This is a genomic window from Serratia sp. CY56464, from assembly GCF_052168435.1.
GTDB lineage: Bacteria > Pseudomonadota > Gammaproteobacteria > Enterobacterales > Enterobacteriaceae > Serratia > Serratia marcescens.
In genome coordinates, this window is record NZ_JBJNMV010000001.1 from 2,593,228 (window position 1) to 2,606,777 (window position 13,550).

Here is a 13,550-nt window from a genome sequence, read left to right on the forward strand (position 1 = left end):
CGCTGTCCCTTTCGCCTCTCATTGCTTATCCGCCGCCGTCTGGCCGCCGTCGTCCGGCGACAGCGTTCTTTTCACTTCCTGCACTTCATTGCCCTGCTGGTTATGCAGATACACCTCCAGCTGGTTGAAAGCGATGTCGATGTCGTTTTCCCGGCACAAGCGGTCGATTGAGCGATTCAGTTCATCCACCGTGTAGCTGCGATCGCGCAGTTCGCGCACATAGAGCCGCAGTTCGTGATCCAGCGTGCTGGCGCCGAAGTTGAGGAAGAACACCTGCGGTTCGGGATCGGTCATCACCCGCGGGTTGTCGTGCGCCGCCTGCAGCAGCACCTTTTTCACCTTGTCGAGATCGGAACCGTAGGCCACGCCGACCTTGATCAGCACGCGGGTGATGGTATCGGACAACGACCAGTTGATCAGCCGCTCGGTGACGAACGCCTTGTTCGGAATGATCACCTCTTTGCGGTCGAAGTCGGTAATGGTGGTGGCGCGAATGCGGATCTTGCTGACCGAACCGGAGAAGGTGCCGATGGTGATGGTATCGCCGATGCGGATCGGGCGTTCGAACAGAATGATCAGACCGGAGACGAAATTGGCGAAGATCTCCTGCAGGCCGAAGCCCAGCCCGACCGTCAGACCGGCGGCCAGCCATTGCAGTTTGTCCCAGGATACGCCGAGCGATCCCAGCGCAACCACGGCGCCCACGGCGGTAATCAGGTAAGTGAGCACGGTGGTGATGGCATAGGACGCCCCCTGCCGCAGCTGCAGCCGCGACAGCACCACCACCTCCAACAAACCGGGCAGGTTGCGGGTGAGCACGTAGGCGACGATCACCGCGGCGATCGCCACCATCATGTTGCCCAGCGTCACCGCCTGCGCCACGCTGCTGCCCGCCACGGTGCTGGTGTAATGCCACAGCGTGATGCTGTCCAGGTAAGCGATGACCGTCACCAGATCCGACCAAATGGCGTAGAAGGCGCTGGCGAAGATGGCGAACAGCACCAGGGTGGTCAGGCGCAGCGACTGTTGGTTGATCTGATCGAGCGCCAGCGGCGGCTCTTCCACCACCGGTTCACCGCCTTCGGCCCCCTCTTTCGCCACGTTTTGCCGCCGCGCCAACGCGCGCCGGTAGGCCAGACGCCGCGCCGCCACGCTCAGGCCGCGCAGGGCAGTCAGGTACACAATATTCCACAGGAAAAACAGATACAGGCTGTCTATCCAGCGGCTGGCCAGCCGCAGCGTGGTATAAAAGTAGCCGGCGAACATCAGCCCCAGCAGGATCAGCGGCGTGGCGGCCAGCGCAGTGACCATCACCAGCCGCACGGCGTGCGAGCCCTTTTCACGCCAGCTGTCGCGACACAGCGGGAACACCAGCACCGTGAGCAGCGCCAGCGTCAACATCACCACGATCTGGCCGATAACGTCTTCCACCAGGCGCAGCGGCGCTTTTTCGCCCAATACCGACCAGAAGATCAGCGGCTGCAGCGCCAGCCCCAGCCGCAGCGTCTGGCGGCGGTAATGCGCGCACAGGTTGGCGCCGAAGTTGAAATGCCGCTCGGCGATGCCGCCCGGTTTCAGCATGCGGTAACTGAAAGCGAATACCAGCCATGACAGCGCCAGCTGCTGCGACAATGCCCAGATAAAGTCGCTGATGCCAAAATCTGCGCGATACATCCAGAAACCGACGCCAAGGAGCAACGCGGCGCCGGGCAACACCTTCAGCAAGGTCAGCGCGATGGCCTTCGGCGTATGCAGTTGGCCGTCGCGCTTCAGTTGCCCCACATCGTTGGCCAGCTTTTGTAAATGGCCGTCGATCAGCCGGTAGCGCCAACGCAATACCCCGATCGCCAACAGCAGCGGGATCAGGAACACCAGCGCATTCACCCCGCCCTGCAATAGCTTGCCGCCGTCGAATTTGAGATCGAGCCCGGCAATCTGATCGCGCACCGCCTCCGGCATCGCCTTCAGCCACGCCAGATCGACCGGCTTGTTGCTGTTGACCCAGAAAATCTGCTGGGTCAGCGTATCCTGCAGCGATCCGTAGACGCTGGTGAGCTGCTGTTGGTTAATCTGCAGGTTGATCGACAGCGACAGCTGGTTGCTGAGCTGCTTGTTCAACTGATCCAGCAGTTCGCGGCGCATGTCGACGATCTCGTTCAACGCGTCGATCACTTCCGGGCCGGCCTTTTCCTTGCTCTCGGTCACCAGCTGGTTGATGTAATCTTCGCCCTTGAACAGATCGTCGCGTTGCTGATTGATATCGAACTGCTCCAGCCGCAGATCGGCGATGCGCGTATCCATATCCGCCAGCAGCGTGCCCTGCGGCAGGCTTTGCTGCTGCTGATACAGAATGCGCGACAGCACCAGGCTGCCTTTCAGCACCTGGATCTGCTCTTTCAGGTTACGCTCCGCCTGCAGCCCGCGGTCGAGCCAGTTCTTGACCCGAATGTTCTGCTGGAACAGGGTGTTGCTCTCTTCGGTGGCGGCGATCAGCCGCTGGCTCAGTTGGCGGTTGACGTCCAGCTGCTTGCTGACCAGCTGATCGTGCTGAATATCGGTGGCGTCTTCCGGGTTCTGCGCCTCTTTGGCGGTCTTTTCGGACAGCGTCAACCGCTTGCTGTTGACGATCTCCTGCAGCAGTTGCACCGACCGATCGAGCGCATCGATATGCGCGGTGGTGTAATCGCGCTGCTTTTGCAGCAGATCCTGCAGCGTGGTATTGGCCTCCAGGCTTTTACGCTGCAGCTCCAGCTGCGCATTGAGCAGCGCCTGCTCGGTGCTCAGCATCACCTGCTGACTGTTGCGCAGCGAATCTTGCCCCGGCGTCTGGCCGCTGAGCTGGCTGCGGATCTCCTGCAGGCGCTGCGAGGCGGCGTACATGGTGCTTTGTACCCGCTCGGGCTGGGTTTGCAGCGACACCAGTTGGCTGTTGTAGGTGGAGAGGCTCTCCTGCGCGCTTTGCAGCTCGTCGAGCGTTTGATACAGCCGGCTTTCCAACTGACGCAGCGACAGCGGCAACAGCGCAGCGCGCGCCGCCGCATTGTCTACCGGCTGCTTCAGCGCATCCAATTCGGCGGTGACCTGACTGAGTTTCGCCGGAGCCTGCTGCACCTGCTGTTTAAGCTGCGCGGCGTCTTGCCGGTTGCGCTCAAGGGCATCCAGCAGCTCCAGCGTGCGAGTCAAATCCTGCTGGGAGAGCTTTTCGACCGGCGTCAGGGCTTTTTGCTTGTTCAGCATTTCCAGCTGGCTTTGCACTTCGCTGCGCTGCGGCAGATCGCCGCTCAGCGCCGCCTGCGCCGGCGAGCTGAACGCGTAAATAAGGAAAAGGAGAGTCGCGGCGGCGATGCGCCGCCGGCATGCGCCGACAAACATGAGCGGCGCCAGAGAAGGCAGAGTCAACCAGCGATGCATGATTTAGCTTCGGATCGGTTAAGAAGCCTGAAGATTATCACGATCGCCGGCAGGCAACGAACAACAAAAGCGTTGCCGGTGATGTCCCATTGTCGCGAAATCAGAAAGTCAGCACTTTCTCCGCCGCCAGCGTCCACTGCGCCAGCTCGACCAAGGTGCCGATCGCCACGCCGTCCGCCAGCGGCAAGCGGCTGACGCCGCGCGCGTCGGCGCAGGTCTTGCACAGCTTGACCGGCACCTGCTGCGCGGTGAGGATTTCCAGCATCTGCTGCAGGTGGTACCCCTCGTGCGGCTGCTGCCCGGCCAACCCGGCCACCACCGCATCGGACATCAGAAACAGCCGCAGATCGAGATCGCTCTGCTGCTCTTTCATGGCGATGGCCAACCGCAGCGCATTGAACAAGGATTCGTGGCCATAGGCGGCGCCATTGGCGATGAGAACGACTGATGACATGAAATCTCTCCTTATAAAGGCAGGGAGCCGGCGTTGGACGGTGCTGCCGTCGGCATATCGGATTTGAGGCGCAAGGTGGGGCAAAACTGCAGCATCTCCAAAAACGCATCCACCAGCGCTTCGGCTTCAGCCCGCAAATCGAAACTTTCCGGCATAAACAGCCAGTTTTCCAGCAGGCCGGTGATATAACCGCGCAGGATGATCGCCGCGCGACGAGTGTGCAGATCGGCCGGCAATTGCCCGTGGTGAATGCAGTTGCACAGCACCGCCTCGATGCGTTCGTAACCGGCGAGGTACAGCACCTTGCGCGAATCCAGCAGCGGCATCATTTCACCGACAAACTCGCATTTGTGGAATATAATTTCCATCAACGCCCGCCTGCGGCCGTCTTCAACCGTAGACGTCAGAATGTAAATCAGAATTTCTCGGATAACCCGCAGTGGATTATCGGGAAACTTTGCCTGATACTCTGTTTCGAGCTGGTCAATTTTCGGCTCGGTAGATTCCCAAACTTCATTAAACAGGTCTACCTTATTCTTGAAGTGCCAGTAAATGGCTCCACGCGTAACCCCAGCAGCGGTGGCAATATCTGTCAGTGACGTTGCAGCAACGCCACGTTCAGAGAACTCTCTCACCGCAGCATCGAGGATTTGCTGTCGGGTTTCTTGCGCCTGCTGTTTGGTTTTTCGTGCCATGGCATTGTTATTTAGGGGGAGTGTGATTTACATACATTCGCGAATGTATGTACCATAGCACGCACATATAATTAACGCAGCAATGGGTTTTAAAGCTTGTGATCCATTGATCATTTTGAAATCGGACACTTGAGGTTTTTCTATGAACAAAAACAGAGGGTTAACGCCTCTGGCGGCCGTTCTGATGCTTTCAGGCAGCTTAGTGCTAACAGGATGTAACGATAAAGAAACCCAACAGCAAGGTGCCCAACAACAGGCACCTGAAGTGGGCGTAGTCACCTTGAAGGCCGAGCCTCTCAACATCACTACCGATCTTCCTGGCCGCACCGCTGCGTATCGTATCGCCGAAGTTCGCCCTCAGGTCAGCGGCATCATCCTGAAGCGCAACTTCGTCGAAGGCAGCGATATCAAGGCCGGGACGTCTCTGTACCAAATCGATCCCGCAACCTATCAAGCCAGCTACGACAGCGCGAAAGGCGATTTGGCCAAAGCACAGGCCAGCGCTTCCATCGCACGCGTGACGGTAAACCGCTACAAGCCATTGCTGGGTACCAGCTATATCAGTAAGCAGGACTACGACAACGCCGTCTCCACGCTGCAGCAAGCGGATGCCGCCGTCGTGGCCGCCAAGGCCGCCGTCGAAACCGCGCGCATTAATCTGGCGTACACCAAAGTGACCTCCCCGATCTCCGGCCGCATCGGCAAATCCGCCGTGACCGAAGGCGCGCTGGTCAGCAACGGCCAGGCGACCGCCCTGTCCACCGTGCAGCAGTTGGATCCGATGTATGTCGACGTCACCCAGTCGAGCACCGACTTCCTGCGCCTGAAGCAAGAACTGGCCAGCGGCGCGCTGAAGCAGGAAAACGGCAAGGCCAAGGTGAAACTGATGCTGGAAAACGGCACCGAATATGCGCAGGAAGGCACGCTGGAATTCTCTGACGTCACCGTCGATGAGACCACCGGTTCCATTACCATTCGCGCCCTGTTCCCTAACCCGAACGATACGCTGTTGCCTGGCATGTTCGTGCGCGCCCGTCTGGACGAAGGCGTGCGCAGCGATGCGCTGCTGGTGCCGCAGCAAGGCGTCACCCGCAACCCGCGTGGTGAAGCGACGGCGTTAGTGGTCGGTGCAGACGATAAAGTTGAGCTGCGCACGCTGAAGGCGGATCAGGCGATTGGCGACAAATGGCTGGTTACCGATGGCCTGAAAGCCGGCGATCGCGTGATCGTCTCCGGCCTGATGAAAGTGCATCCAGGCGCGCAGGTAAAGGTGCAGGAAGTTGACACTCAGGCGCAAAAACAGCCGCAGTCTGAAGCGCAGAAGTCATAAAAAGGAGCCTGTAATACATGGCTAAGTTCTTTATAGACCGCCCAATTTTCGCCTGGGTAATCGCCATCATCGTCATGTTGGCGGGGGTGCTTGCAATAATGAAACTGCCGATCGCGCAGTATCCCACTATTGCACCGCCGGCGGTGAGTATTTCCGCCACCTACCCGGGCGCAGATGCCAAAACGGTGCAGGATACCGTCACGCAGATTATCGAACAGAACATGAACGGTATCGATAACCTGATGTACATGTCCTCCACCAGTGATTCCTCTGGTAGCGTCACCATTACCCTGACGTTTGATTCCGGCACCGATCCTGACATCGCGCAGGTTCAGGTTCAGAACAAACTGTCGTTGGCCACCCCATTGCTGCCGCAAGAAGTTCAGCAACAGGGCCTGAAAGTAGAAAAATCCAGCAGCAGCTTCCTGATGGTGGCCGGCTTCGTTTCCGACGATCCGAACATGACGCAGGACGATATTGCGGACTACGTGGCGTCCAACATCAAGGATCCGATCAGCCGTTCGTCCGGCGTGGGCGAGGTGCAGCTGTTCGGTGCCCAGTACGCGATGCGTATCTGGCTGGATCCGAACAAGCTGAACAACTACCAGCTGACGACTACGGACGTGACCTCCGCCATCACCGAGCAGAACAACCAGATCGCCGCAGGCCAGCTGGGCGGCCTGCCGCCGGTGCCGGGGCAACAGTTGAACGCCTCGATCATCGCGCAGACCCGTCTGACTTCGCCGGAAGAGTTCGGCAAGATCCTGCTGAAGGTGAATACCGACGGTTCCCAGGTGCGCCTGCGCGACGTCGCTCACATCGAGCGCGGCGCGGAAAGCTATGCCGTTACCGCGCGTTATAACGGCAAGCCTGCCGCCGGCCTGGGTATCAAACTGGCAACCGGCGCCAACGCCTTGAACACCGCCAAAGGTGTGAAAGACGAGCTGGCCAAGATGGCGCCATTCTTCCCGCAAGGGATGAAAGTGGTTTATCCGTACGACACCACCCCGTTCGTTAAAATCTCCATCAACGAAGTGGTGAAAACGCTGATCGAAGCCATCATCCTGGTGTTCCTGGTGATGTATCTGTTCCTGCAGAACTTCCGCGCGACGCTGATCCCAACCATCGCGGTGCCGGTAGTACTGCTGGGGACCTTTGCGATACTCGCGGCGTTCGGCTTCTCGATAAACACCCTGACGATGTTCGGCATGGTGTTGGCGATCGGCCTGCTGGTGGATGACGCCATCGTGGTGGTGGAAAACGTCGAGCGCGTCATGTCCGAAGAGGGGCTGCCGCCGAAAGAAGCCACCCGTAAATCGATGGGCCAGATCCAGGGCGCGCTGGTGGGCATCGCCATGGTGCTGTCGGCGGTATTCGTGCCGATGGCGTTCTTTGGCGGCTCAACCGGCGCCATCTATCGCCAGTTCTCGATCACCATCGTGTCCGCGATGGCGCTGTCGGTGCTGGTGGCCTTGATCCTGACGCCGGCGCTGTGCGCCACCATGCTCAAACCGATCCCGAAAGGCGATCACGGGGTTAAAACAGGCTTCTTCGGCTGGTTTAACCGCATGTTCGAGAAGAGCACGCATCACTACACCGACAGCGTGGGCAACATCCTGCGCAGCACCGGCCGCTATCTGATCATCTACCTGCTGATCGTGGTTGGCATGGGCCTGCTGTTCCTGCGCCTGCCTTCCTCGTTCCTGCCGGACGAAGATCAGGGCATCCTGTTGACCATGGTGCAGTTGCCTGCCGGTGCCACCGAGTCCCGCACCAACAAAGTGCTGGAAGAAGTCTCCGACTACTTCCTGAACAAGGAAAAGGACAACGTGGTTTCGGTGTTTACCGTCGCGGGCTTCGGCTTCAACGGTAACGGCCAGAACAACGGCCTGGCATTCGTCAGCCTGAAAGACTGGGGCGAGCGTCCGGGGGCCGGGAACAAGGTCGAAGCGATCGCGGGTCGCGCCATGGGCGCCTTCTCGCAGATTAAAGAAGGCCTGGTGTTCCCGTTCAACCTGCCGGCGATCATCGAACTCGGTACCGCAACCGGCTTCGACTTCGAGCTGATTGACCAGGGCGGCCTGGGGCACGAAAAACTGACCGAAGCGCGTAACCAGCTGTTGGGCATGGTTGCTCAGCATCCGGACGTGCTGGTGGGCGTGCGCCCGAACGGCCTGGAAGATACGCCGCAGTTCAAACTGATCGTCGATCAGGAGAAAGCCAAGGCGCTGGGCGTGAGCATCACCACCATCAACAGCACGCTGAGCACTGCACTGGGTGGTTCGTACGTCAACGACTTCATCGACCGCGGTCGTGTGAAGAAGGTGTACGTACAGGCCGAAGCGCCGTTCCGCATGCTGCCGGAAGACATCAACAAGTGGTACGTGCGCGGTACCAGCGGCCAGATGGTGCCATTCTCCGCCTTCTCTTCGGCTAAGTGGGAATACGGCTCACCGCGTCTGGAACGCTATAACGGCTTGCCGTCGATGGAAATTCTGGGCCAGGCCGCACCGGGCAAGAGTACCGGTGAAGCGATGAACCTGATGGAGCAACTGGCGTCCAAACTGCCAAGCGGCATCGGTTACGACTGGACCGGCATGTCCTATCAGGAACGTCTGTCGGGCAACCAGGCGCCGGCGCTGTACGCCATCTCGATTCTGGTGGTGTTCCTGTGTCTGGCGGCGCTGTATGAAAGCTGGTCCGTGCCGTTCTCGGTCATGCTGGTATTGCCGCTGGGGGTTATCGGTGCGTTGTTGGCCGCGACGATGCGCGGCATGAACAACGACGTGTACTTCCAGGTGGGGCTGCTGACCACCATCGGTCTATCGGCGAAGAACGCCATCCTGATCGTGGAATTCGCCAAAGACCTGATGGAAAAAGAAGGCAAAGGCCTGATCGAAGCGACATTGGAAGCGGTGCGTATGCGTCTGCGTCCAATCCTGATGACGTCCCTGGCCTTCATCCTCGGGGTTCTGCCGCTGGTTATCAGCAGCGGTGCGGGCTCCGGCGCACAGAACGCGGTTGGTACCGGCGTAATGGGCGGGATGATCACCGCTACCGTCTTGGCGATCTTCTTCGTACCGGTGTTCTTCGTGGTGGTTCGCCGCCGCTTCAGCAAGAAGAACGAAGACCTGGAACACAGCCATCCGGTAGAGCACCACTGATCGCTCAGTGATGTGAGCTCCACCTGATAATCGAAAAGGCCGCGCATGCGGCCTTTTTATTTTTTTTCAGTTACTTAATGCAAACCATTCTCATTAATTCACTTTTGTGTGCAATTTGCGCTTGATCGCGATGCCAGGTCGGCGCATAATTATTGTTATAGTATAACATTACACTAGAAGGCCATTATGAAACCCGGCATCCACCCCGATTACCGCACCGTGGTGTTCCACGACGTCAGCGCCAATGCCTACTTCAAAGTGGGATCGACCATCAAAACCGATCGCACTATCGAACTGGACGGCGAAAGCTGGCCGTATGTCACCCTCGACGTCTCTTCCGCTTCGCATCCGTATTACACCGGCAAGCAGAAAGACTATTCCAAAGAAGGCAGCACGGCGCGCTTCCAGCAGCGCTTTGGCCGCTTTATCGGCAATAAGTAACAAGGAAACCCCATGCAGGTATTGAGTTCATTGCGTTCGGCGAAAAACCGCCACCCGGATTGCAAAGTCGTGCGTCGTCGTGGCCGCATCTATGTGATCTGTAAAAGCAATCCGCGATTCAAAGCGGTACAGGGACGTAAGAAAAAGCGTTAACTCCCAAGTGTCATCTGTCGCAAAGCCCCGTTGCTGCTCAACGGGGCTTTTTTTATGGCGAGAAAGTGCCTGCAAGCTGTCCCCCACCCGCGGGCGGGGGGCAGAGATTACTTCATGCTGCTCAGCAGCGTGTCGACATTGTGTTTGAACGCCTGCTCATAGGTGGCCGCCGGGCCGCCGGCGCGGGAGAGCGCTTCAGGGTACAGCTCGCCGCCCGCCTTGGCGCCGGTGGCGGCGGCAATCTGTTTCACCAGCCGCGGATCGGTCTGGTTTTCGATAAAGTAAGCGTTAACCTTCTCCTGTTTAATCTGCTTAATCAGGTTCGCCACGTCGCTGGCGCTGGCTTCCGCTTCGGTGGAAAATCCGACCGGGGCAAGGAAGGTGACGCCATACTCTTGCCCAAAGTAGCCAAAAGCATCATGGCTGGTCAGCACCTTACGTTTCTGCGGCGGCACTGCGGCGAACTGGGTTTTGGCCCACAGATCCAACTTTTGCAGCTGCTGAATGTAGTCGGCGCCGCGCTGGCGAAAATAGTTGGCATCCTCAGGATCGGCGGCGATCAGGGCGTTCATCACGTTGGTGGCGTACTGCACGCCGTTTTTCATGCTGTTCCAGGCGTGAGGATCGGTAATCGGTTTGCCATCCTCTTCCATCTGGCGGGTGTTGATGCTCTGTGAAGCGGTGATCACCTGCCCTTTATAACCCGAAGCGCTGACCAGGCGATCGATCCACCCTTCCAGCCCCAGGCCGCTGACGAAGACCACATCAGCCTGAGCCAGCGTCTTGCCGTCCTGCGGCGAAGGCTCGAAACTGTGCGGATCGCCATCCGGCCCCACCAGCGTGCTGACCTTGACGTGATCGCCGCCCACCTGCTTGACGATATCTCCCAGAATGGAAAAGCTGGCGACGGCGTCGACGGTCTTCGCCATCGCCAATGGGCTGGCCAGCAGAGCAGCAACCGCCAGCGATATAGGTAAACGTTTCATACTTTCTCCTTGCAAATGGCACTTCTCAACGGCGCGCAAAGGCGTAAATGCCTCCGCGCGTTCCAAACAGGATTGAGACAAAAAAGAGGATGCTGGCGCTGAGCACGATCGCCGGGCCGGCGGGCAGCGAAGCGTGATAGGACCACACCAGCCCAATCAGACTGGAAAGCGCGCCGATGCCCATCGCCGTCGCCAGCGTCTGCGGCAGATTGCGCGCCCAGAAGCGCGCGCTGGCGGCGGGCAACATCATTAACCCAACCGACATCAGGGTGCCGAGGATCTGGAATCCCGCCACCAGATTGACCACCACCAGCGCCAAAAACAGGCCGTGGATCAGCGCCAACCGGCGCGGCGCGTTAACGCGCAGGAAAGTGACGTCGAAGGATTCGATCACCAGCGCGCGGTACAGCGCCGCCAGCGCCAGCAGCGAAACCGAGGCGATCGCACCGACCATCAGCATCGCCTGCGCATCCACCGCCAGGATCGAACCGAACAACACGTGCAGCAGATCCACGCTGGAACCGCGCAGCGAGACCAGCGTGACCCCCAGCGCCAGTGAACCCAGATAGAATCCGGCGAAGCTAGCGTCCTCTTTCAGCGGCGTGCGGCGGCTCACCAGGCCGGACAACATCGCCACCGCCAGCCCGGCGATAAAGCCGCCTACGCCCATCGCCACCAGCGACATGCCGGAGATCAGATAGCCGATCGCCGCGCCCGGCAACACCGCGTGGGACAAGGCATCCCCGACCAGACTCATGCGGCGCAGCAGCAGAAACACGCCCAGCGGGGCGGCGCTGAGCGACAACGCCAGGCAAGCCATCAGCGCGCGACGCATAAAACCGAAAGAGAGAAAAGGATCGATAAGCCCATGCAACAGCATCATGGCGCCACCGCCCGCAGATCCGGCTGCCGTTCGGCGGCGTGATGCCTCGGCACCTGCTCCAGCACTTGCTCGGCCGCGCCCCAGTGGCAAGCCTGCGGCGTCAGCAACAGCGCCTGCGGAAAATGCTCGGCGACCATCGACATATCGTGCAGCACGGCGATCACCGTTTTCCCCTGCCGGTGCAGTTGCGCGATCGCCTGCAGCAGGATCTGCGTGGTGGCGCTGTCGATACCGGTGAAAGGTTCATCCAGCAAAATCAGCGGCGCTTGTTGGACCAGCAGGCGCGCAAACAACACCCGCTGCAGCTGACCGCCGGACAGCTCGCCCACCGGGTTGCGCACCAGCGCGCTCATGCCAACGCTCGCCAACGCCTCATTGACCTGGCTCGCCGCACGCTTGTTCATGCCTCCGAACATGCCGCTTTGCGGCCAACAGCCCATCGCCACCAGATCGCTCACCGCGATCGGGAATTGCCGATCCAATTCCGCCTGCTGCGGCAAATAAGCTCTGCGCGGCGGCTTTCCGCCGCTAAAATTCAGGCTGCCGCTCATCGGCGGCAGCAAACCTGCGAGCGTTTTCAGCAATGTCGATTTTCCGGCCCCATTGACGCCCACCACCGCGGTCAACGAGCCGGTGGTAAACTGCCCGCTCAGCGGCGGAAAAAGCGGCGTGGCGCCATAGCCCAGCACCAACTGGCGCAGGGTGATCATGGCAGCGATACCGCCCAAAAGATGCCGAGCCACAGCAGAGCCAGCAGCACAGCGGCACCCGCACAACGCGCGGCAGCGGAGGTGGTGAACAACGAATTCAGTGACGACGCGGCGCCATGTTGCGAAGTGGGAATCAATGTGGTGACCAAAATGACGGGTTAATGGTTATAATATAACATCACAACAACTACCGTATCTCAAGCTATGGCGCGACAATAATGCAACGGAACGTAACAATCCCTCGCACAGCGGATCTTCCCCCGTCCCCCTTACAAAACTCAGGGCTATTTCCATTCGGTTGGAATGTTGGCGTAAGGTAAAGAACAGCGGTAAATCGAAAAATTTACCGACGAGGGCGGAAAAGGAGTAAGATAAGCAGATAACATTGTTGTTGGCCGAGATTAATGCTTGTTACCCTTGCCTGTAACCTGGAAGTCAACGCACTTTCTGTTAAAAAATTAAAGAAAGTGATTAATGACAATAGCGCGGAGTTAGTGCCGGCGCTGACCAGCGGACTCAGCTTTTATTCTGAAAGCGCACGCTATGCCGAAGATTCATTAGAAATACTTGATATAGTGCAACAAGGTGGCGGCGATTATTCAATGAGTTATCGTTATAAGTGGGGCATTTTTAATGCCTGCCTGGATATCAACAGCGAAGATATCATCAACGACAGCGTCCGGTTTCAAGTGACGTCACGGGGTTTAATCTTCGACATCATTGATAACTCACGCCCATCAACTGCGGATGAATTGTAAGTTTACGTAATAACTACAGGCCAAACGCGAAAAAATGATTTATATTCATTTTACGGGAAGTTTATTTTACCACCGTTAAGCTGCCTCCGTTCATGATGTAAATCAGCTTACTCACATAGTGTTATCACACCGCAATTAAGACTTACGGAGGGGATGATATGGATGAGTATTCGCCTAAGCGGCACGACATTGCTCAGCTCAAATTCTTGTGCGAAAATTTGTATGATGAAGGTATCGCTACCCTGGGAGACAGTCATCATGGGTGGGTCAACGATCCGACGTCCTCCGTCAACCTGCAGCTTAATGAGTTGATCGAACATATCGCTTCGTTTGTGATGAGTTATAAAATTAAATACATGGACGAATCTGACCTGTCGGAGTTAGTCGAAGAATATCTCGACGATACCTATACGCTGTTCAGCAGCTATGGTATCAATGATTCCGACCTGCGCCGCTGGCAAAAAACCAAGGCGAGATTATTCAGAATGTTCTCAGGAGAGGACATCTGTACGACAATGAAAACTTAGGGGATAATTATTCCCAAGCTATTTTACGGTTATTAAAC

12 protein-coding genes are annotated in these 13,550 nt (G+C 58.2%); 6 read left to right on the forward strand and 6 right to left on the reverse strand.

What is annotated here, in order from left to right; genetic code table 11:
- Positions 1-18: 18 nt before the first annotated feature.
- From mscK to acrR, 3 genes are all read right to left on the reverse strand, one after another.
- Entirely contained in the window at positions 19-3,411 is a 3,393-nt protein-coding gene (gene mscK / locus ACJ8KE_RS12645) for a mechanosensitive channel MscK (protein WP_049299672.1), read from the reverse strand.
- Between the two features lie 100 nt (positions 3,412-3,511).
- Positions 3,512-3,865, reverse strand: coding sequence for a DsrE/DsrF/TusD sulfur relay family protein (locus tag ACJ8KE_RS12650; RefSeq protein WP_016928839.1), 354 nt, complete (start codon positions 3,863-3,865; stop codon positions 3,512-3,514).
- An 11-nt stretch (positions 3,866-3,876) separates the two neighbouring features.
- Positions 3,877-4,560: a multidrug efflux transporter transcriptional repressor AcrR gene (gene acrR / locus ACJ8KE_RS12655; RefSeq protein WP_042705619.1), complete on the reverse strand. Its 684-nt coding sequence runs from the start codon at positions 4,558-4,560 to the stop codon at positions 3,877-3,879.
- Positions 4,561-4,702: 142 nt separating this feature from the next.
- Here acrR and sdeX point away from each other — a divergent pair, with 142 nt between their 5' ends.
- The 4 genes from sdeX (at position 4,703) to ykgO (ending at position 9,648) form a co-directional block, all read left to right on the forward strand.
- The gene (gene sdeX / locus ACJ8KE_RS12660; RefSeq protein ID WP_004940290.1) at positions 4,703-5,890 is read left to right on the forward strand and encodes a multidrug efflux RND transporter periplasmic adaptor subunit SdeX; all 1,188 of its coding nucleotides are present in this window, start codon (positions 4,703-4,705) and stop codon (positions 5,888-5,890) included.
- 17 nt (positions 5,891-5,907) lie between these two features.
- Complete coding sequence (gene sdeY, locus ACJ8KE_RS12665; RefSeq protein ID WP_016928842.1) at positions 5,908-9,054, forward strand: multidrug efflux RND transporter permease subunit SdeY; 3,147 nt, start codon at positions 5,908-5,910, stop codon at positions 9,052-9,054.
- A 186-nt stretch (positions 9,055-9,240) separates the two neighbouring features.
- The gene (locus ACJ8KE_RS12670; RefSeq protein WP_004940303.1) at positions 9,241-9,495 is read left to right on the forward strand and encodes a type B 50S ribosomal protein L31; all 255 of its coding nucleotides are present in this window, start codon (positions 9,241-9,243) and stop codon (positions 9,493-9,495) included.
- 12 nt (positions 9,496-9,507) lie between these two features.
- Positions 9,508-9,648 (forward strand): type B 50S ribosomal protein L36, encoded by a 141-nt coding sequence (gene ykgO, locus ACJ8KE_RS12675; RefSeq protein WP_004940304.1) that lies wholly within the window; start codon positions 9,508-9,510, stop codon positions 9,646-9,648.
- Positions 9,649-9,755: 107 nt separating this feature from the next.
- On the opposite strand, the gene ACJ8KE_RS12680 is transcribed toward ykgO, so the two are convergent.
- From ACJ8KE_RS12680 to ACJ8KE_RS12690, 3 genes are read right to left on the reverse strand one after another with little or no spacing between them, the layout of a single operon-like run.
- Complete coding sequence (locus ACJ8KE_RS12680; protein ID WP_442517255.1) at positions 9,756-10,634, reverse strand: metal ABC transporter substrate-binding protein; 879 nt, start codon at positions 10,632-10,634, stop codon at positions 9,756-9,758.
- Positions 10,635-10,659: 25 nt separating this feature from the next.
- Positions 10,660-11,517 carry a metal ABC transporter permease gene (locus ACJ8KE_RS12685; protein WP_004940309.1) on the reverse strand — a complete coding sequence of 286 codons (858 nt, stop codon included), beginning with the start codon at positions 11,515-11,517 and terminating at the stop codon, positions 10,660-10,662.
- Positions 11,514-12,227, reverse strand: coding sequence for a metal ABC transporter ATP-binding protein (locus ACJ8KE_RS12690; RefSeq protein ID WP_028128219.1), 714 nt, complete (start codon positions 12,225-12,227; stop codon positions 11,514-11,516). Before ACJ8KE_RS12690 ends, ACJ8KE_RS12685 begins: the two co-directional genes overlap by 4 nt.
- A 404-nt stretch (positions 12,228-12,631) precedes the next feature.
- Here ACJ8KE_RS12690 and ACJ8KE_RS12695 point away from each other — a divergent pair, with 404 nt between their 5' ends.
- Together ACJ8KE_RS12695 and tomB are read left to right on the forward strand one after the other, a co-directional pair.
- Positions 12,632-12,985 (forward strand): hypothetical protein, encoded by a 354-nt coding sequence (locus ACJ8KE_RS12695; protein ID WP_016928845.1) that lies wholly within the window; start codon positions 12,632-12,634, stop codon positions 12,983-12,985.
- Positions 12,986-13,143: 158 nt separating this feature from the next.
- Positions 13,144-13,512: an Hha toxicity modulator TomB gene (gene tomB, locus ACJ8KE_RS12700; RefSeq protein ID WP_004940312.1), complete on the forward strand. Its 369-nt coding sequence runs from the start codon at positions 13,144-13,146 to the stop codon at positions 13,510-13,512.
- Positions 13,513-13,550 lie beyond the last annotated feature (38 nt).